This is a genomic window from Rhizobium leguminosarum (assembly GCF_002953715.1).
In the GTDB taxonomy this organism is placed as follows: domain Bacteria; phylum Pseudomonadota; class Alphaproteobacteria; order Rhizobiales; family Rhizobiaceae; genus Rhizobium; species Rhizobium leguminosarum_V.
Map to the genome: position 1 here is coordinate 610319 of NZ_CP025012.1, position 19218 is coordinate 629536.

The 19218-nt window shown below is 63.1% G+C and carries 16 protein-coding genes; 6 read left to right on the forward strand and 10 right to left on the reverse strand.

The window, feature by feature from the left end; translation table 11 throughout:
- Positions 1–35: 35 nt before the first annotated feature.
- Both CUJ84_RS02975 and CUJ84_RS02980 read right to left on the reverse strand, forming a co-directional pair.
- The gene (locus tag CUJ84_RS02975; protein ID WP_105005122.1) at positions 36–1010 is read right to left on the reverse strand and encodes an L-threonylcarbamoyladenylate synthase; all 975 of its coding nucleotides are present in this window, start codon (positions 1008–1010) and stop codon (positions 36–38) included.
- A 103-nt stretch (positions 1011–1113) separates the two neighbouring features.
- Positions 1114–1722, reverse strand: coding sequence for a DUF6656 family protein (locus CUJ84_RS02980; RefSeq protein ID WP_027685774.1), 609 nt, complete (start codon positions 1720–1722; stop codon positions 1114–1116).
- Positions 1723–2141: 419 nt separating this feature from the next.
- Here CUJ84_RS02980 and CUJ84_RS02990 point away from each other — a divergent pair, with 419 nt between their 5' ends.
- Together CUJ84_RS02990 and CUJ84_RS02995 are read left to right on the forward strand one after the other, a co-directional pair.
- Positions 2142–3386, forward strand: a complete 1245-nt coding sequence (locus CUJ84_RS02990) for an aromatic ring-hydroxylating oxygenase subunit alpha (RefSeq protein WP_027685773.1) — start codon at positions 2142–2144, stop codon at positions 3384–3386.
- 245 nt (positions 3387–3631) lie between these two features.
- Positions 3632–4117, forward strand: coding sequence for a BA14K family protein (locus tag CUJ84_RS02995; protein ID WP_105005123.1), 486 nt, complete (start codon positions 3632–3634; stop codon positions 4115–4117).
- A 301-nt stretch (positions 4118–4418) separates the two neighbouring features.
- Here the strand turns inward: CUJ84_RS02995 and CUJ84_RS03000 are convergent, their stop codons facing one another.
- A complete protein-coding gene (locus CUJ84_RS03000) occupies positions 4419–5414 on the reverse strand; it encodes a transporter (protein WP_105005124.1) in 996 nt (331 codons plus the stop codon).
- 208 nt (positions 5415–5622) lie between these two features.
- Between CUJ84_RS03000 and CUJ84_RS03005 the strand changes: the two genes are divergently transcribed.
- Both CUJ84_RS03005 and CUJ84_RS03010 read left to right on the forward strand, forming a co-directional pair.
- Positions 5623–7401 carry an acyl-CoA dehydrogenase gene (locus CUJ84_RS03005; RefSeq protein WP_105005125.1) on the forward strand — a complete coding sequence of 593 codons (1779 nt, stop codon included), beginning with the start codon at positions 5623–5625 and terminating at the stop codon, positions 7399–7401.
- 9 nt (positions 7402–7410) lie between these two features.
- On the forward strand, positions 7411–8166 hold the full coding sequence (locus CUJ84_RS03010; protein ID WP_105005126.1) for a crotonase/enoyl-CoA hydratase family protein: 756 nt from the start codon (positions 7411–7413) through the stop codon (positions 8164–8166).
- An 80-nt stretch (positions 8167–8246) separates the two neighbouring features.
- Here the strand turns inward: CUJ84_RS03010 and CUJ84_RS03015 are convergent, their stop codons facing one another.
- From CUJ84_RS03015 to CUJ84_RS03025, 3 genes are read right to left on the reverse strand one after another with little or no spacing between them, the layout of a single operon-like run.
- Positions 8247–9257 carry an MBL fold metallo-hydrolase gene (locus CUJ84_RS03015; RefSeq protein WP_105005127.1) on the reverse strand — a complete coding sequence of 337 codons (1011 nt, stop codon included), beginning with the start codon at positions 9255–9257 and terminating at the stop codon, positions 8247–8249.
- A gap of 2 nt (positions 9258–9259) precedes the next feature.
- Entirely contained in the window at positions 9260–10510 is a 1251-nt protein-coding gene (locus CUJ84_RS03020; protein WP_105005128.1) for a class I SAM-dependent RNA methyltransferase, read from the reverse strand.
- Positions 10507–11292: a TlyA family RNA methyltransferase gene (locus CUJ84_RS03025; RefSeq protein WP_245457513.1), complete on the reverse strand. Its 786-nt coding sequence runs from the start codon at positions 11290–11292 to the stop codon at positions 10507–10509. Before CUJ84_RS03025 ends, CUJ84_RS03020 begins: the two co-directional genes overlap by 4 nt.
- A gap of 93 nt (positions 11293–11385) precedes the next feature.
- Between CUJ84_RS03025 and CUJ84_RS03030 the strand changes: the two genes are divergently transcribed.
- Positions 11386–12381 carry a DUF4424 domain-containing protein gene (locus CUJ84_RS03030; protein ID WP_105005129.1) on the forward strand — a complete coding sequence of 332 codons (996 nt, stop codon included), beginning with the start codon at positions 11386–11388 and terminating at the stop codon, positions 12379–12381.
- Positions 12382–12600: 219 nt separating this feature from the next.
- Positions 12601–14538 (forward strand): methyl-accepting chemotaxis protein, encoded by a 1938-nt coding sequence (locus CUJ84_RS03035; RefSeq protein ID WP_105005130.1) that lies wholly within the window; start codon positions 12601–12603, stop codon positions 14536–14538.
- A 299-nt stretch (positions 14539–14837) separates the two neighbouring features.
- Here the strand turns inward: CUJ84_RS03035 and dxs are convergent, their stop codons facing one another.
- From dxs to CUJ84_RS03055, 4 genes are all read right to left on the reverse strand, one after another.
- Positions 14838–16754 (reverse strand): 1-deoxy-D-xylulose-5-phosphate synthase, encoded by a 1917-nt coding sequence (gene dxs / locus CUJ84_RS03040; protein WP_105005131.1) that lies wholly within the window; start codon positions 16752–16754, stop codon positions 14838–14840.
- 212 nt (positions 16755–16966) lie between these two features.
- Entirely contained in the window at positions 16967–17890 is a 924-nt protein-coding gene (locus CUJ84_RS03045; RefSeq protein ID WP_027685764.1) for a pirin family protein, read from the reverse strand.
- A gap of 220 nt (positions 17891–18110) precedes the next feature.
- Positions 18111–18878, reverse strand: coding sequence for an SDR family NAD(P)-dependent oxidoreductase (locus CUJ84_RS03050; protein ID WP_105005132.1), 768 nt, complete (start codon positions 18876–18878; stop codon positions 18111–18113).
- 88 nt (positions 18879–18966) lie between these two features.
- Entirely contained in the window at positions 18967–19218 is a 252-nt protein-coding gene (locus CUJ84_RS03055) for an exodeoxyribonuclease VII small subunit (RefSeq protein WP_003545921.1), read from the reverse strand.

Below are 19218 nucleotides of genomic sequence, written 5' to 3' on the forward strand. Positions count from 1 at the left end.
TCGGGCTCGGTCCTCCATGGTCATGCGCGGTCTTTTCAGTCGCGGGGTGCAGCTGCCCGCTGCAGCCGGTCGTTGATCGCCTCGCCCAGCCCCTCCTCGGGAATCGGCGAAAAGGCGATGCTCTGGGCGCCGCTGGCATCGGCCCGCTTCATGTAGTCGAAAAGATTGGCCGCCGCCTCTGCCAGATCGCCGCGCGGGCTGAGATCAAGCACGATCCGCGCACTGTTTGCGCCGGCGACCGCAGCGCTGCCGAAGGCGATCAGCGCCTCACCGGGTTCTACCGCCGTCGCATTGAGGCGCACGGAAGCACCCGGCGCATAATGCGAGACGAGCATGCCTGGCGCCTCGATTGCTGCCGATGCCGTTTTCGCCCGCAGCAGCGGCTGGCCTGCGACACGCTCGATCTCGCGCGCCGCCAGTCCACCCGGCCGAAGCAGCCGCAGCCGGCCGCCCTCGGCCTTGACGATCGTCGATTCGACGCCGACGGCGCTGGGGCCTGCATCGAGGATCAACGGGATCCTGGCCCCGAAATCGGCTTCGACATGGGCGGCACTCGTGGCGCTTACCCCGCCTGACGTATTGGCGCTGGGGGCTGCAAGCGGCCGTCCGAAGGCACCGATCAACGCGCCTGCGAAACCCTTCGGCACACGGATGCCGACGCTGTCGAGCCCGGCGGTCGCCAGCGAATGGATCGAGCTCTGAGGCTTCAGCGGCAGCACGAGGGTCAGCGGGCCGGGCCAGAAGGCTCTGGCGAGCGCCCGTGAGACCGGGTCGAATTCGGCATGCTCTTCGGCCATTGCGAGGTCGGCCATATGGCAGATCAGCGGGTTGAAGCGCGGCCGTCCCTTTGTCTCGTAGATGCGGGTGATGGCTGCAGGATTGGTGGCGTCGGCTGCCAGGCCGTAGACGGTCTCGGTCGGGATGGCGATGGCAAAGCCGTCGGCAAGAGCGGCTGAGGCCGCCTCCAGCGCTGCCTGCCTGTCTGCCGTGATATCGATCGTGCGTGCCATATCCTGCCCGGTATTTGCTACTCGCCCTTTGAGCGTCTGAAAAGACGCGCGGCGCTGTAATCCCGGCAGTCATTAGGCTTTCCGCCGCCCGCGATCAATCTCTTTAGAGTTGGCGGATGATTTCGCGCAGCTGTTCGTTGCGGGCGCCGAGCAAGAGGATGTTGCGGATCGCAGCCTGCGGATCATGGGTGCGGAAGAGCAGGCCGTTGCCGCGCACCGACCGGTCGATGGTCATCTTTTCGGCGGAGTTCTCGCCGGGTTTAATCGCGACGGCGAAATACATGCGGGAATAACCGACATCGATGCGCTCGAAGAAATTATCGTTCTCGCCGATGTCGGAATAGAAATTGGAGATATAGAAGGCCCAGCTGACCTCTTCGTAGTGGGCGAATTTCGTCCGCGCGGCGGTGACGTGGCAATAGCCGAGATGCGGGCTGTCCTCCAGCGTCCGGTGGAAGATCATCTTCGGAAACTGGATCGAGTGGTGAAAGCCGTTGATGTGCTGATGCGTCTTTTCGCCGGCGACCTGCAGCTTGCGGCCGGTCTTTGCCGCAACCTCATCATGGCTGAAATAGCGTTTTTCCTCGGCCAGCCAGTGCCGCCGCTCGCGGGGGATGCGACCAGTGCGCAAAAATTCGGAATGCGCGGCAATCAGCTGCGGCTCTTGCAGTTTACTTGCTTCTTTCGCGTCGAAATAACGGAGTTTGGCCATGGTTCGCGTTCTTCGGTCGGTCTGAATCAGCAGCAGGATAGGACCGTATGCTTAAGGCGATGTTAAAAAATCGCCATGGCAGCCCGGCCGGCTGAAAGGCAAACACCGACAGATGTCGCAAACGCGACTGACATCGATGTCAGGCAGCCGACGTCTTTGCGCAACGGGTCTTTACGCCATGTCGCAATTGACGATAATTGCCGGGAGAGTCGGGTGATGTCATCGACCGGGATGGGCCGCTTGTGGCTTGCCGCATCCTGTCGTCAATTTCGAAGCCGATGTCGCATTACAACCAAGCGGCAGCCATGCTCGGTGATTAAATGGCGCCATGAACAATTCTCCCGAAGGAGAAGGAAGCGGGCGCGCTTCCGCCGGCCTTCCCACGCGAGGGTGGCAACCGGGTGCACGAGGACATGAAGATGGATATTCGCAGCAACGTTTTGCGTCAGCTCAAGAGCCGCCGTGAGGGCTTCAGCCTCGAACAGCCGTTCTATATCGACGAGGATTATTTCCAGCTCGACATGGAGATGATCTATTATCGCGACTGGCTGTTCATCGGCCATGATTGCGAGCTGCCGAAGCCGGGTGCCTATTTCACCGTCCAGATCGGCAGCTATCCCGTCGTCATCGTCCGCGGCCGCGACAATGTCATCCGCGCCTTCCACAACAGCTGCCGCCATCGCGGCTCGCGCGTCTGCACCAAGGAGCACGGCTCCTCCGTGCGTCTCGTCTGTCCCTATCATCAGTGGACCTATGATCTCGAAGGCAAGCTCGCTTTTGCCCGCCACATGGGCGATGATTTCGATAAGACCGGCTTCAACCTGAAGCCCGTCCATTGCGAGGTCGTCGCAGGCTATGTGTTCATCTGCCTTGCCAACACCGCCCCGGATTTCCAGCCGGTGCGCGACAAGATCGAACCCTATGTCGCGCCGCACCGGATCAGCGAGAGCAAGGTCGCCTTCCAGAGCACGATCATCGAGAAGGGCAACTGGAAGCTTGTCTGGGAAAACAACCGCGAGTGCTATCACTGCGCCGCCAATCACCCCGAGCTCTGCCGCACCTATCCCGAAGCCCCGAGCGTCACCGGCACGGATGGCGGCGCCGACGATCCCGAGATCGCCGGCCATTGGGCGCGCTGCGAGGCTGCCGGCCTGCCGAGCAAGTTCCAGATTTCGCCGGACGGTCAGTTCCGCACTGCCCGCATGCCGCTGATCGAGGATGCCGAGAGCTACACCATGTCGGGCAAACGCGCCGTCACGCGCCAGCTCTCCGACGATATTTCGATCAGCCATATCGGCGCCATGCTGCTCTTCCACTACCCGACGACGTGGAACCATCTGCTCGGTGACCACGCCATCTCCTTCCGCGTGCTGCCGCTCAGCGCCAATGAGACGGCGGTGACGACCAAGTGGCTCGTCCACAAGGATGCCGTCGAAGGCGTGGATTACAATCTCGAGGAACTGACCCACGTCTGGACCGAGACCAACGATCAGGATCGCCGCATCGTCGAGGAAAACGCCTTCGGCATTCACTCGCCCGCCTATGAGCCCGGCCCCTATTCCGCCTTGCACGAGGGCGGTGTCATGCAGTTCCTCGAATGGTATTCGAACTTCATGGTGAACCGTCTGCAGGGTGACCAGGCGAAGTTCTCGGTCGTTGCCTGATCTCGCTAAAGCATGTCGCGCAAAAGTGTGCAGCGGTTTTGCGACAACGACATGCGGGAAACTAGGACCTAAAGCGTGGCAGCGAATCTGAAAGATCGCGACGCGCTTTAGCCGCACCGGTTAATGTCCGGTTCAGTTCAGCTGATCTAAAAGGGAGAGCAGCCGGCCCCTGCTGCTTTCGGAACCATTCAGGCGCGAAAGCGTTGCTGGGCAGGCGGTGATCGCTGTTGAATGGGAGAGAAGCAATGATCGGGCTGAGAAACAAGATCGCGACCGCAGTGCTGGCTGCTGCCGTGGTGCTGACGGGCTTTGTGCCGTTGCAGGCAATGCAGATGCCTACCGGCCCTCAGGTGGAAAAGTCCTCCGCAGTCGAGAACGTCCAGTACCGCCGCTATTATCGCCCCGGCTATCGTCCGGGCGCCTATTACCGGCCTGGCTATCGTCCCGGCGCCTACTACCGGCCCGGCTATTACGGCGGCTATCGCGGATATTCCTATTACCGCCCGGGCTATCGCCGTTATAACGGCTACTGGTATCCGCTCGCCGCCTTCGGCGCCGGTGCGATCATCGGCGGCGCCATTGTCGCGCAGCCGCGTTACGTCGAGCCTGCGCCCCGCATGGGTTCGAGCCACGTCGCCTGGTGCGCCAACCGCTACCGGTCCTATCGCGCCTACGACAACACCTTCCAGCCCTATAACGGCCCACGCCAGCAGTGCTATTCGCCGTATTGATGAGGCATAGGAAGCGCGACGCGTTTCCTATCGGTCTGTGTCAATGCTGTGTAATGCGGTAGGCGCAACGCCGCGCCATCCGCTGCGTGGGCAGCGAATTGGCTGGAACGTTACCCCACCCTCCGTCATCCTCGGCCTTGAGCCGAGGATCCATGCCCGTTGCTGATGGAGGCCACGTGGATCCTCGGGTCAGGCCCGAGGATGACGAAGGGTGGGGCAAACTCTGTGGCAAGTACCGCGACGTTTGATGGATAGGAGCGAACCTAAGCCTACCCCCCGACAGTCACGTCGAACCTTGCCCTCAAAGAATATCCACGCGCCTCAACAGCCACCAGGCAAAGGCGATGGAGGCGACGATGAGGGCGACGGCGTATTCGGTGCCGTAGTCGCCGACGGCGAAGGGCAGGTTTGCCGTGTTCATGCCGAAGAAGCCCGTCACCAGCGTCGGCGGCAGCAGGAAGGCCGTCATGATCGACAGCAGATAGAGGTGGCGGTTGGTTTCGGAGGATTGTTTCGAATCGATTTCTTCGTGCAGCAGCCGTGCCCGGTCCTGCAGCGCATAGATATCGTGGTCGACCGTTTCCAGCCGGCTCGTCAGCCGCCGCGCCACATCGTCGAAGCCGAAGGGCATCTCGTCGTCGTCGGCCGCCGCCGCCCGGCGCATCAGCGCCAGCACGGTGCGCAGGTGCCGATGCAGCCTGACCACGGTGCGCCGGACCGGCGCCAGGCGCCGGCGCTCGTCGCGCTGCGCGCTGTCGTAGACGATATCCTCGATCTGGTTCAGTTCTTCGGTGAGTTCGATGACGATCGCGATCAGCGTGCGCTGGAACTCGATCACCAGCAGTTCGAAGAGATCGACCGGCCGGGAGAATTTGCCCGGGTTTTTCTCGATCAGCGCCCGCGCCCGTTCGACGCTGCGCAGCGGCTGCAGCCTCGTGGTGATGAGGAAGCGGTCGGACATGGCGAAATGCAGCCAGCCGAGATTGTTGGTATCCTGGGCAAAATCGCGCTGGCAATCGACGAGCGTCCCATAGAGCATCTGCTCGTCGACGATGATGGCCGCATGCGTGTCGCGCGTCGTCAGCGCCGATTTCGCGTCCTCCGTCAGCCCGTCCAGCGTATCGAGCAAGGCCGGCACGCGGGCGTCGACAAGATTGAGGTGCAGCCAGTAAAAACAGTTGTCGGCGGTCAGTTCCGCCACCGTCGCACTATTGTTCAGTCGCACCGCGGTCTTTTCTTCGGGCGAGAAACGATAGGCCCAGACGAAACCGGGTATGTTGACGGGCAATGTATCCATTGTTCGCCGGTCCTTTGCGAAGGCGATGTCTTCCCTTAGAGATTGTTCATGACGTCCATTTGTCCAAAGGTGCAAGAGCAAAGCACCATGTCAGGCGATTTATCGCATGGCGGCTGAGGAAATCGAAATTGACGTTTACGTAAAAATCAATTAGCCCTTGCCTCGGAGGGGCTTGCCCAAGTGCAGGCCGGTCTGCGGAGGAAAAACCATGTACAAGGCGCCCGTCGAGGAAATCGCGTTCACGTTGAAGCACGTAGCGGGCATGGGCGAGGCGATTTCAAACGGGCTGCTCGGCGATCTCGGCGAAGATCTGGTCGATGCGATCCTCGCCGAAGCGGGACGTTTTGCCACAGAGGAAGTGGCGCCTCTCGCCGAAATCGGCGACCGCCAGGGCGCCCGGCTGATCGATGGCGAGGTTAGGCTGCCGGATGGCTGGCGCGATCTCTATCGCCATTGGATCGCCGGCGGCTGGAACGGCCTGACGGCGCCGGAGGCCTTCGGCGGCCAGGCCTTGCCGCATATGCTGAATGTCGCAGCACTCGAAATGTGGAATTCCGGTTCCATGGCCTTCGCGCTGGCTCCGACGCTGACGATGGGGGCCATCGAGGCGGTCAGCACGCATGGCAGTGCTGCGCTGAAAGACAAATATCTGGAAAAGATGGTCTCCGGCGAATGGACCGGCACCATGAACCTGACGGAGCCGCATGCCGGCTCCGATCTCGGCGTGCTCAAGGCCCGCGCCGAACGCCGCGACGATGGCAGCTACCGCCTCTTCGGCCAGAAGATCTTCATCACCTGGGGCGAGCATGACGCGGCCGACAATATCATCCATCTCGTGCTTGCCCGCCTGCCGGATGCGCCGGCCGGCACCCGCGGCATCTCGCTGTTTCTGGTGCCGAAATTCCTGGTGAACGACGACGGATCGCTTGGGCCCCGCAACGATCTCTTCTGCCACTCGCTGGAGCACAAGCTCGGCATCCATGGCTCGCCGACCTGCACGATGATCTACGGTGACGGCAGGTTTGGCGACGAAAAGGGCGCTGTGGGATGGCTGGTCGGGGAGGAGAACAAAGGGCTTTCCTGCATGTTCACGATGATGAACAATGCCCGCCTTGCCGTCGGCATGCAGGGCGTGGCGATCGCGGAGGCCGCCACCCAGAAGGCTGTCGCCTATGCCAGGGAACGCACCCAAGGCAGGGCGCCGGGCGCAAGCGGCGCCGGCATGAGCCCGATCGTCGAACATCCCGACGTCGCCCGCATGCTCATCACCATGAAGGCGCTGACCCAAGGCGCGCGCGCCATCTCCTATGCCTGCGCCCACGCGATCGACATGTCGCACCGGGCAGGTGACACCAGTCGCCACTGGCAGGAGCGCGCCGCTTTGCTGACGCCGATCGCCAAATCCTTTTCGACCGATGCCGGCGTCGACGTCGCCTCGCTCGGCATTCAGGTGCATGGCGGCATGGGCTTCATCGAGGAGACGGGTGCGGCGCGTTATCTCCGCGATGCCCGCATCGCCCCGATTTATGAGGGCACCAATGGTATCCAGGCGATCGACCTCGTCACCCGCAAGCTGCCGCTCTCCGGCGGTGATCAGGTGAAGGGTTTCATTGCCGAGCTCAGAGAGATCGCCGATGGCGTCCGCCGCTCCAATCTCGATGGTTTCGGCGAAACCGCTGTCAGGCTGGACGCTGCGATCGCCGATCTCGAGCAGGCGACCGCCTGGCTGATCAAGGTGCTTGCCGAGAACAGGACCGCCGAGGCGCTCTCGGGTGCGACGCCCTATCAGCGCCTGTTCGGCCTCGTGCTCACCGGCTGTTACCTTGCCAAGGGTGGTCTCGCCGAGAGCAGCGATGGCGCGGCTGAAAACCGTATCGCGCTCTGCCGCTTCACCGCTGAAAACCTGCTCGCCGAAACCGCAGCCCTTCGCGACCGGGTCGTCAATGGCGCGGCAAGCCTTGCCGCCGCCCGCATCCTGCTTGCCTGAGGAGACCTTATGACCGATCACATCATCGTCGAGCAGCCTTCCGCCTATCCCGGCGTCCAGTCGATTCGCTTCAACCGACCGGAAAAGAAGAACGCCATCACCCGCGCCATGTACCGGACGATGGCCGATGCGCTGAATGCGGCCAACACAAGCCCCGACATCCGCGCCACCGCTTTCCTCGGCACCGAGGGCTGCTTCTCGGCCGGCAACGACCTGAACGATTTTCTGGCTGCCGCAATGGGCGGCCGTGGCCTGGAGCAGGAGATCCTCGATTTCCTCTATGCGCTGGTGAATGCCGAAAAACCCGTCGTCTCCGGCGTCGACGGTCTGGCGGTCGGCATCGGCACGACGATCCATCTCCATTGCGATCTGACCATCGCCTCCAGCCGCAGCCAGTTCCGCACACCCTTCGTCGATCTGGCGCTGGTGCCGGAGGCAGGTTCCAGCCTCGTCGCACCGCGGCTGATGGGACATCAGCGCGCCTTCGCCATGCTGGCCGCCGGCGAAGCATTTTCGGCCGAGGAGGCAAGGGAAGCCGGCCTGGTCTGGAAGGTCGTCGAGCCAGGCGAGGTCGATTCACTGACGCTTGGCCTCGCCGCAAAGCTCGCTGCCAAGCCGCCGGAGGCGCTGCGCATCGCCCGCGACCTCATTCGTGGCGATCGTAGTGAGATCATCGCCCGCATCGACGAGGAGGCCCGCTATTTTTCCGCGCGGCTGAAAAGCGCCGAGGCCCGGGCCGCCTTCGAAGCCTTCATGCGCCGCTGAGTGCCGATCTCGGGCGTTTCCGAAGTATCTTTGGCAAGCAGGCGAACACCAACACCAGTCCGGGAGCAAGCGGATGCCGATCAGGCCGCCGGCACATTGAATACCTCGCCCGCCCGGAGCGGCCGGAACCGTTCCGGGGGAATACCATGCTCGCTCATGGCGTCTTGCAACGCTCTTGCCGGCGCGTCGACCGCTTCATTTGTCAGTTGGAACGTGGCGAAGTGATGCCCGGCCACATAGGCCGCATTTGCCAACTTCATCCCCATCACCGCCTCCTGCGGATTCTGGTGCTGCCCCTTCATGAACCAGCGCGGCTCATATGCGCCGAAGGGTAAAATGGCCAAACGAAAGCCGCCATGCTTCTGCTGTGCCGCTTTGTAATTGATGCCGTCGTGAAAGCCCGTATCTCCGACGTGATAAATTTTTCCGGCTGGAGTCGACAAAACGAACGACGCCCAGAGTGCCATCCGGCGATCGGCGGTTCCGCGAGCGGACCAGTGGTGTGCAGGCTCCGTATCAATGCTTATTCCGGCGTGCGAAATGCGCTCGCCCCAGTCCATCGATGTCGTCTGCAAATCGGGCGCGGCACGGCGAATGATCGTGTCATTGCCGAGTGGCGTCACGACAAGCGGCCGATGCTTCGCACCCAACCGCCTGAGCGTTGCGATATCGAGATGATCATAATGATTGTGCGACACCAGCACGAGATCAATCGGCGGCAAATCATCGAACGCGATGCCCGGTTGGACGACGCGCTTGGGTCCAGCAAAAGCGAAGGGGCTCACGCGTTCCGACCAGACCGGGTCGGTGAGGATATTGAGCCCAGCGACCTGCACGAGCATTGTTGCATGACCAACCATGGTCACCCTTAGATCCTCGCCGTCTACGCGTGGGTCCGGCTTGGCCGCCGGGTATGGACTTGGGACCGACTGCGGCCAGCGCTCACGGCCACCGCCGAATTGCCACCGCAGCAGATCGCGGAAACCAAGGGGCTCAATACCTTCGGGATTGAAGAAATGCGTGCCGTCGAAGTGATCGGACACTGGGCCGTTATAGTAGGGGTTGCGCCTTTTGGTCTTTCCGACAGGCACGCCTATTTCTCCAGCGTCGCCACCACCTCGACATGCGAGGTCCAGAGGAACTGGTCGATCGGCGTCACTTGCGTGATCCGGTAGCCGCCCTCGACGAGGATCGCGAGATCCCGCGCCAGCGTCAGCGGATTGCAGCTGACGGCCACGATCTTCTTGACCGCCGAACGGGCAAGCTCCTGGCACTGGAACTCGGCACCGGCGCGCGGCGGATCGAAGACGACGACGTCATAGGGCTTGAACTCCTGCGTCATCAGGGGACGGCGAAAGAGATCGCGCTTTTCGACGGTGACCGGCTTCAGCCCTTGCGTGTTGCGGGCGGCATGATCGAGTGCGGCGAGCGCCTTTGCTTCGGCTTCGACGGCGTGCACGCGGCCGATCCGCGCCAGCCGCAGTGAAAACGTGCCGGAGCCGGCAAAGAGATCGGCGATCCGTTTCGCCTTGCCTGCATGGGCAATGACCAGTTCCGCCATCGCCTCTTCCGCCGGCTTGGTCGCCTGGGTGAAACCGCCCGGCGGCGGTGAAACCTGGATGCCGCCGAATTCGACCATCGGCTTCGACGGCTCGACGAGGATTTCGCCGTTCAGCGAAACACGGGCGATGCCGCGCAGGCCAAGCGCGGTCTCGATTGCCTTGCGCCGCTGCGGGTCGGAGAGTTTCTTCACGTCGTCGACGGAGACGTCGAGGCCGGAAAGCGTTTCGAGCACCGCGACGCGGAAAGGTTCGGCGCTGGTCGCGAGCGAAGCCGCAATCGCCCTGATCGCCGGCAGCCGGGCGATGATCCCTGCCGACGAGATCGGACATTCCTCGATGGCGACGATATGGTGGCTTTCGGCCTGGTTGAATCCAACAAGCATGTCCTTCTCGGTCTTGCGTGCCGCAAACACCACGCGCCGCCGTTCGCCCGGCCGGGCCTGAACGATCTCGCCGACCTCTGGTGTCAGTCCCTTGGATTTCAGCGCGTCGATGACCAGCTGGCGCTTGAAGGCGCCGTAGGGTGCATCTACCATATGCTGCAGCGTGCAGCCGCCGCAGGTGCCGTTGACGCCATCCGGGCCGAAATGCCGGCAGGGCGGCTCCTGCCGGTCGGGCGAGGGCGTCGTGATCGACATGATCGTGCCCTGGCTCTTGACCCGGGCAATCGCCACGGTTTCGCCGGGCAGGGAAAAGGGTACATAAACAGGTCCGCCGGCGCTGCTGGCGATGCCGTCGCCCTGGGCGCCGAGCTTCTCGATCGTGACGGTTTCGGTGCTCACGGTTTCAATCCTGCCAGAAGGAATTCCTGATTGCCGTCGCCGCCGGAAATCGGGGAGGGGATGAGGCCGAGGCTTTTCCAGCCCATGTCCTCGACGAACCAGCGCTTGAGTTCCGCAGCGACGGCGGGAGCGGACGAGGGATCCTTCAGCATCCCGCCCTTGCCGATCGCCTCGCGCCCGGCCTCGAACTGCGGCTTGACCAGCAGCACGGCGACGGCGCCCGGTTCGGCGATCTCAAGAGCCGGCGCGAGCGCCAGCTTCAGCGTGATGAAGGAGACGTCGGAAACGATGAAGGTCGCGGGATGGCCGATATCCTCTGCCGTCAGGTTGCGGGCGTTGAGGCCTTCTTTGTTCGTCACCCTCGGATCGCCTGATATGCGCGGATGCATCTGCCCATGGCCGACATCGATCGCGGTGACATGCGCAGCACCGCGCTGCAGCAGCACCTCAGTGAAGCCGCCGGTGGAGGCACCGACATCGAGACAGTGATGGCCGGCAGGATCGAGCCGGAAATGGTCGAGGGCAGCGGCGAGCTTCAGTGCGGCGCGCGAGACATAGTCCTGCGCCGGATCGTCGATCTCGATTGCCGCGTCGGCGCCGAACAACGCGCCGGCCTTCGTGACCACCTGGCCGCCGATCCTGACGGTGCCGCGCTGCACGGCGTCGCGGGCGCGTGAACGGCTGGCAAAGAGGCCGAGAGAGACGAGAAGCTGGTCGAGGCGTTGGGTGTTTTGATCTGACATCGGCTGTGCATGACCGGCAAAGCCGCCGGTTGCAAGCATTTTGTTCCCAAGACCGTCATTGACCCTCAAAAGCTTTCGGCGATAATCCTGCCGCGGCGATCGCGGGGCGGGCCGCAGACACGGGGGTGTTCCATGCTGAAGCTCTTCACTCTGATTGTCGCGGCAGTCATCGCATCGCCCGCGCTCGCGAACGACACAATGGCCGAAGTCAAGACCGGCGGGCTGATCTTTGCCCAATCCGATGATGTCAGCATGGCGGAAGAGGATCTCTTCATCTCCGCTTCGGAAGTGCGTGTCGACTACATCTTCGAGAATAGCTCCGACAAGGATGTCGAAAGCCTGGTCGCCTTTCCGATGCCTGACATCACTGGTCAGGTCGACAACAATTCCGCCATCTCCGATTATGACAGCGACAATTTCCTGCATTTCTCCACCGTGCAGGATGGCAGGCCGATCACCGCCAAGCTGCAGCAACGCGTCGTCTCGCTCGGCATCGACGTGACCGAGGAGTTTGCCAAGCTGGGCATTCCCGTCCTGCCTTATAGCCAGAAGACGACCGAGGCGCTTGCCAAGCTTCCCGAAACCGTCCGCAAGGACTGGATCGCCCGTGGCCTCGTCTATCCCATGGCTGCCGGCGATGCCAAGGTCGATCTCGTGCCGCTCTGGACGCTGCGCTCGACCTATTGGTGGCGCACCACCTTTCCGGCGAAGAAGAAGATCAGCGTCGAGCATCGCTACAAGCCCGCCGTCGGCGGCACCGTCGCCATCAGCTTTCTCGAAGGTGGCGAGCCGAAGGGGGAGCGTTTCGAGGAATATTCCCGCAAATATTGCCTCGACGGAGATTTCGTCAGGGTTGCCCAGCAGCGTGCTCGGGAAGCCGAGGCGGGAGGCGCCAACTATACCGAAAGCTGGATCTCCTATGTGCTGTCGACCGGCGCCAACTGGGCGGGGCCGATCAAGCGCTTCCAGCTGACGATCGACAAGGGCAAGCCCGGCAGCCTCATCAGCTTCTGCGGCAGCAACGTTCAGAAGATCGGTCCGACGACCTTCCGGATGACATCGGAGGATTTCGATCCCACTAAGGATTTCGACATCCTGATCCTCAATCCTCCGGAAACGGCACAATAATCCGCAGGCTCGGCCGCTGTTGCGGTGCACAAATTTAAACAAATTTAAAGCCTGCCCATATAGGTTCAGCGTGATTGCAGCGGTTCATCTGAACTGCTCGGCGCCATGAAGGCGCAAGCGTTTCCACGCCGATCATGTTCTCAGGTTCAAACATCCCGGCGGTTGCGTCTCGTGCGACCTGCCTCTCGCCGCGTCGACTGTCGTCAGGAGAAATCACCGATGTCCGCCAAAAACATATCCTTGAACGGTAAACTTGCGGCCACGTTCGCAGCCCTCATTCTCATTTTCGTCGCCATTTCCGCTTTTGTTTATTCCAAGGCGACGGCGTCCGCGGCTGCTTCTGCCGAGCAGGAAAAGTCCGAGCTGCTCGTCAACCAGATCGACGATGCGCTGCAGGCGATGCTCGAGCAGGCGGTCAACCTGCGTGGCTTCATCCTCTTCCGCAGCGACAGCACCTATGGCGATGTCTTCGCCAACCGCGAGCGCATGCTGAAGGCGATTGCCGCCGCCAGGCAGACGGCAGCGGGCGAGCCGCAGCTGGTCGAGATGATCGACGGCATGCAGAAAGCCGCCGACCTCTATTTCCATGAACTTGCCGAGCCGCAGACCAAGGCGCGCAAGGAAACCGACATGCCGATCGAAGAGGTCGTCAAGATCGGCGTCAACGCTACCAAGGGCCAGCTCGACGGGTTCCGCCAGGCCTCGGCCAAGATCAAGGCCACCGCGCGTGAAAAGTCGAACGCGCTTGCCGAGATCCGCGCCGATGCCAACAGCGATCTGAAGACGACGCTGCTTGCCGGCGGCATCCTCGCCTCGCTTGCCGCTGCCGTTCTCGCCTGGCTGATGTCGCGCACCATCGTCCGTCCGGTCGTCGGCATGACTGCGGCCATGGATCGCCTTGCCGGCGGTCAGAACGACATCGAAGTCCCGGCTGTCGAGCGCGGCGACGAAATCGGCCGCATGGCCCAGTCGGTCCTGGTCTTCAAGCAGGCGGCAATCGAGAAGCTGCGCCTTGCCGGCGAGACCGACCGCATGCGCGACGACGCCGAGCGCCAGCGCCGGGCAGGCGACGAGCAGAAGGCGCGCGAGGAAGGCGAGATCCGCTATGCCATCGATGCCTTGGCGGGCGGCCTTGCCGAGCTTGCCAATGGCGATATGGCCGGTCGTATCCAGACGCCGTTCGCCGCCCAATATGACAGCCTGCGCAATGACTTCAACCATGCCGTCGAAAAGCTGCAGGCGGCACTGCAATCGGTCGGCCGCAACGCCTCGGCGATCAATGCCGGCGCCGGCGAAATCCGCTCGGCCGCCGACGATCTTGCCCACCGCACCGAGCAGCAGGCTGCCGCCGTCGAAGAGACGGCCGCAGCGCTCGAAGAAGTGACGACGACCGTCCGCGACAGCGCCAAGCGCGCCGAGGATGTCGGCAATCTGGTCGAGCGCGCCCGCCTCGGCGCCGAGAAATCAGGTGAAGTCGTCCGCAAGGCCGTCTCCGCCATGCAGCAGATCGAGAAGTCGTCGGGAGAAATCTCCAACATCATCGGCGTCATCGATGACATCGCCTTCCAGACCAACCTTTTGGCTCTGAACGCAGGTGTCGAAGCTGCCCGCGCCGGCGATGCCGGCAAGGGTTTTGCCGTCGTCGCCCAGGAAGTGCGCGAGCTCGCCCAGCGCTCGGCCAAGGCGGCCAAGGAGATCAAGGCGCTGATCACCACATCCGGCGAACAGGTCGTTGCCGGCGTCGGCCTCGTCGGCGAAACCGGCAAGGCGCTGGAGGTCATCGTCTCCGAGGTGCAGGAGATCAACCACCACGTCAGCGCCATCGTCACCGCCACCCGCGAACAGTCGATCGGCCTGCAGGAGATCAACACCGCCGTCAACAACATGGACCAGGGCACGCAGCAGAACGCGGCCATGGTCGAGGAGCAGACCGCGGCCAGCCATGCGCTCGCCCAGGAGGCAAACGCCCTCGACGAGCTGCTGCGCCAGTTCAAGCTCGGCCAGGCGGCCCCGGCCCCGCGTGCGGCCGTCGCCGGCACCAGCTCCCGCCCGGTCGCCTCTCCGGCCCACGCCCTGACCCGCACCGTCGCCAAGGCCTTCGGCGGAAGACAGGCAGCTGCTGCGGCGACCGTTCAGGAAGAGTGGACGGAGTTCTGAGAGCGCGCCCTTGTTAGGGACGTTAAATGAAGAGGGCGGTGCAGTGATGCGCCGCCTTTTTTGTTGAGAGGACCTGCATAGGTGGGAGCAAGAGGCTGCCCCTCACCCTAACCCTCTCCCCGTAAACGGGGCGAGGGGACTTGCCCTGCGAGAGGTTGGTGGGGAACAGAGTGGTCGCGGCATATTCCCTTCGCCCCGCTTACGGGGGTCCGAAGGACGGGCCGAGACCCGTGGCTCGACCCCGGCTGGTGCCTGCAGGCGGATGAGGGGCCATCACACGGCACACCCTCGCAAATCACCTATCCCGCAACCCCAACCGCAACCCCGCGCCCCAGCGCCTTGAACACCGTCGAGACGATGCCGGCGCGGTCGAGGCCGGCGTGGGCGTTCATGGCTTCGGGCTTGGCCTGTTCCATCCAGATGTCGGGCATGACGAGCGAGCGCAGCTTCAGACCGTTGTCGAGCAGGCCTTCGGTGGCGAGGAAATGCATCACATGGCTGCCGAAGCCGCCGATTGCGCCTTCCTCGACGGTGATTACCATCTCGTGGTGGCGGGCAAGCTGGCGGATCAGGTCGTGGTCGAGCGGCTTGGCGAAGCGCGCATCGGCAACCGTCGTCGAAAGCCCCGCGGCGTCGAGATCCTCGGCTGCAAGCAGACAATCGGCAAGCCGGGTGCCGAAGGAGAGCAGCGCCACCTTGGTGCCTTCCTTGACGATGCGGCCCTTGCCGATCTGCAGGATTTCGCCGCGCGCCGGCATGTCGACGCCGACACCTTCGCCGCGCGGATAGCGGAACGAGATCGGCCCGCCATCATAGGCGACAGCCGTGCGCACCATGTGCTTGAGTTCGGCCTCGTCGGCCGCTGCCATCACCACGAAGCCGGGCAGGGTGGTGAGGAAGGTGGTGTCGAAGGAGCCGGCATGCGTCGGCCCGTCGGCGCCGACGAAGCCGGCACGGTCGATCGGGAAACGCACCGGCAGTCCCTGGATCGCCACGTCATGCACGACCTGGTCGTAGGCGCGCTGCAGGAAGGTGGAATAGAGGGCGGCGAAAGGCTTGTAGCCTTCTGCCGCAAGGCCGGCGGCGAAGGTGACAGCATGCTGTTCGGCAATACCAACGTCGAAACAGCGCGACGGAAAGGCTTCGGCGAGTTTGTCGAGGCCGGTGCCGTTCGGCATGGCGGCGGTGATGCCGACGATCTTGTCGTCAAGGGCGGCTTCCTGCACCAGCGCTTCGGCAAAGACGCTCGTATAGCTCGGCGCATTCGGCTTCACCCTTGCCTGGGCGCCGGTGATGACGTCGAACTTGTTGACGCCGTGATATTTGTCGGCTGCGGCTTCCGCCGGCGGATAGCCCTTGCCCTTCTGGGTGACGACATGGATCAGCACCGGCCCGCGCCCATTGTCGCGCACGTTGCGCAACACGGGCAGCAGGTGGTCGAAGGAATGCCCGTCGATCGGGCCGATATGATAGAAGCCCATCTCCTCGAACATCGTGCCGCCGGTGACGTAGCCGCGCGCATGCTCGACGGCGCGGGTGATCGCCCGGTCGATGTTCTTGCCGAGATAGGCCGTCAGCTTCTTGCCGAGATCGCGGAAGCCCATATAGGTGCGTCCCGAGGCGAGGCGGGCGAGATAGGCGCTCATTGCGCCCGTCGGCGGCGCGATCGACATGTCGTTATCGTTGAGGATGACGATGAGGCGCGCATCGAGGGCGCCGGCATTGTTCAGCGCTTCATAGGCCATGCCGGCCGACATCGCTCCGTCGCCGATGACGGCGATGACGCGGCGGTCTGATTTGTCGAGGTCGGCGGCAATCGCCATGCCGAGGCCGGCTGAGATCGAGGTCGAGGAATGCGCCGCACCGAAGGGATCATATTCGCTCTCCGCCCGGCGGGTGAAGCCGGACAGCCCGTCTTCCTGGCGCAGCGTCCGGATGCGATCACGCCGGCCGGTGAGAATCTTGTGCGGATAACATTGATGGCCGACATCGAAGATCAGCCGGTCGCTCGGTGTGTCGAAGACGCTGTGGATGGCGATCGTCAATTCGACGACGCCGAGACCGGCGCCGAGATGGCCGCCGGTGCGCGACACTGCATCGATCATTTCGTCCCGGACTTCGCGGGCAAGCTGCGGTAGGTCGCGATCCTCGAGCTTGCGCAGGTCGGCGGGATAGATGACCTGGTCGAGCAGGGGGGTCTTCGGCAGTTGTGTCACGGGCGGGCGCTCTTTCTTGCTTTTCCTTGTTCCGCTTTATTCGATTAGATTGCGGCAAAACAAGTGCATTTCAGGAACCGAAGGTTTTCACCTTAGAGCATGATGCCGAAAAGTGTGAGCGGTTTTCGGATAACATCATGCTCCCACTATTAAAGCATGGTGCCGAAAAGTGTGAGCGGTTTTCGGCGGATATCACCCTCTATTTCTTCAGTTTAGCCTTCCGGCAAAGGCACGAATTCCTCTTCGTCGCCGGGAACGATATCGAAGCGGCCGCTGCGCCATTCCTCCTTGGCCTGTTCGATCCGCTCCTTCGAGGAGGAGACGAAATTCCACCAGATATAACGTTTCGAATTGAGCGCCGCTCCTCCAAAGAGCATCAGGTGACAGCCATCGCGGCCGGCTTCCAGCGTGATCGCATCGCCCGGGCGGAAGACCAGCAGCTGGTCGGCGGCGAAGCGGTCGCCTGATATGACGACTTCGCCCGAGAGCACATAAACGGCGCGCTCTTCGTGGCCCGCGCCGAAGGGAAATTTGGCGCCCGCCTGCAGGTCGAGATCGACATAGAGCGTGTCGGAGAAAACACCGACCGGCGATGTCATGCCTTCGAACGAGCCGATGACCACGCGCCCGCGCACACCTGCCGTCTCGATCAGCGGCATGGCGGACTTTTCCGTATGGGCGAAGGAGGGATCGATCTCCTCCTTGTCGTCGGGCAGCGCCAGCCAGGTCTGCAGCCCCGACATCAGCAGCGGATGGCCGCGCAGATTGTCGGGCGTGCGCTCGGAATGCACGATGCCGCGGCCAGCCGTCATCAGGTTGATATCGCCGGGACGGATGACCTTTTCGGTGCCGAGGCTGTCGCGATGGCGGATCTCGCCGTCGAACAGATAGGTGACCGTCGACAGTCCGATATGCGGATGCGGCTTGACGTCGAGCGCCTCGTCCGGCTTCAGGATCGCCGGACCCATGCGGTCGAAGAAGATGAACGGCCCGACCAGCCGCCGCTGCCGGCTGGGCAGCGCGCGGCGCACCTGGAAACCGCCGATATCGCTGGTGCGCGGGATGATCAGGTTCTCGATGGCGTCGCAGGCGAAGGCATCGCCGGGCAGTGGGTCTTTACCGGGAAAGAAGGACATTGGGATCTCCGATCGCTACAGTGCCGAGCGTCATCGCCCACAGATAGCGCCTGGAGCGCCGCGCGTCCAATCGGACGCGCAAAGGACGCTCCAGCACTTGAAAGAGCGCCGCGCGTCCAATCGGACGCGCAAAGGACGCTCCAGCACTTGAAAGAGCGCCGCGCGTCCAATCGGATGCGCAAAGGACGCTGCAGCACTTGAAGCGCGCCGCCCGAATGACTCAGATTGCGGTAAAACCGTTGTCGACGAAGAGGTGGGCGCCGTTGACGAAGCTCGATTCGTCGCTGGCGAGATAAAGGGCGGCCCGCGCCACATCTTCGGGTTCGCCGATCCGCCCCTGCTGGGCGGCAATGGCGGCATCCGAAACATCGACGCCGAGCGCCTGCAGGTCGGCCACCTCGCGCAGACCGTGCGGCGTGCGGATGAAGCCCGGGCAGACGGCGTTGCAGCGGATGTTGCGATCGCGGAATTCGACCGCGATGGCGCGGGCAAACATATGCACGGCACCCTTGGTCGTGTCGTAAAGCACTTCCATCGGCGTGGCGGCGACCGCCGAGATCGACGAGGTGCAGACGATCGATCCGCCGCCGCTCGCAATCATCTTCGGCAGCACCGCCTTGGTCATCAGGAACATCGAGCGCACGTTGACGGCATGCAGCCAGTCCCATTCCTCAACGGTCGTTTCCAGGAAAGGTTTGATGACGATCGTGCCGGCGTGATTGAAGAGCACGGTGACTGCGCCGTAGCGTTCCTCGACACCGGCGACGGCGGCATTGACCGCGGTTTCGTCCGAGACATCGGCCGTCCAGCAATCGGCCTCGCCGCCGGCATCACGGATGTGCTTCACGGTCTCGGCGGCTGCATCGCCATTGCGGTCGATGATCGCAACACGCGCACCTTCCGCCGCAAAAAGCTTCGAAGCGGCGCCGCCCATGCCGGTGGCGCCGCCCGAGATAATGGCGACCTTGCCCTTCAATCTATCCGACATTTCCTTGTCCCCTCATCGTTTTGGATGGGGATCATAGATCGGTCTGAAGCCGATAGCCAAGCGCCTTCAAAAGGGAGTTTGCTGCGCCTCAGGCGCCGTCCAGCGGCTCGACGCCCTGCGGCTTGCCGGCGCGGTCGAGCCTGATCTTCTCGATGCGGTTCTCGGCGGCCGAAAGCAGGGTTTCGCAATGTTTCTTCAGCGCTTCGCCGCGCTCATAGATCTCGATCGATTCATCCAGCGCCACATCGCCGCGTTCCAGCCGGGCGACGATGCTTTCGAGTTCGGCAACCGCCTTTTCGAAGGAAAGGCCGGACACCTCCGGCTTGGCGCTGTCAGTCAT

Coding starts and splice junctions, on each gene's coding strand:
- CUJ84_RS02995 (WP_105005123.1), top strand. CDS start 3,632: ATGATCGGGCTGAGAAACAAGATCGCGACCGCAGTGCTGGCTGCTGCC.
- CUJ84_RS03050 (WP_105005132.1), bottom strand. CDS start 18,878: ATGTCGGATAGATTGAAGGGCAAGGTCGCCATTATCTCGGGCGGCGCC.
- CUJ84_RS03000 (WP_105005124.1), bottom strand. CDS start 5,414: ATGGATACATTGCCCGTCAACATACCCGGTTTCGTCTGGGCCTATCGT.
- CUJ84_RS03005 (WP_105005125.1), top strand. CDS start 5,623: ATGTACAAGGCGCCCGTCGAGGAAATCGCGTTCACGTTGAAGCACGTA.
- CUJ84_RS03010 (WP_105005126.1), top strand. CDS start 7,411: ATGACCGATCACATCATCGTCGAGCAGCCTTCCGCCTATCCCGGCGTC.
- CUJ84_RS03055 (WP_003545921.1), bottom strand. CDS start 19,218: ATGACTGACAGCGCCAAGCCGGAGGTGTCCGGCCTTTCCTTCGAAAAG.
- CUJ84_RS02990 (WP_027685773.1), top strand. CDS start 2,142: ATGGATATTCGCAGCAACGTTTTGCGTCAGCTCAAGAGCCGCCGTGAG.
- CUJ84_RS03025 (WP_245457513.1), bottom strand. CDS start 11,292: ATGCTTGCAACCGGCGGCTTTGCCGGTCATGCACAGCCGATGTCAGAT.
- CUJ84_RS03030 (WP_105005129.1), top strand. CDS start 11,386: ATGCTGAAGCTCTTCACTCTGATTGTCGCGGCAGTCATCGCATCGCCC.
- CUJ84_RS03045 (WP_027685764.1), bottom strand. CDS start 17,890: ATGTCCTTCTTTCCCGGTAAAGACCCACTGCCCGGCGATGCCTTCGCC.
- CUJ84_RS02975 (WP_105005122.1), bottom strand. CDS start 1,010: ATGGCACGCACGATCGATATCACGGCAGACAGGCAGGCAGCGCTGGAG.
- CUJ84_RS02980 (WP_027685774.1), bottom strand. CDS start 1,722: ATGGCCAAACTCCGTTATTTCGACGCGAAAGAAGCAAGTAAACTGCAA.
- CUJ84_RS03035 (WP_105005130.1), top strand. CDS start 12,601: ATGTCCGCCAAAAACATATCCTTGAACGGTAAACTTGCGGCCACGTTC.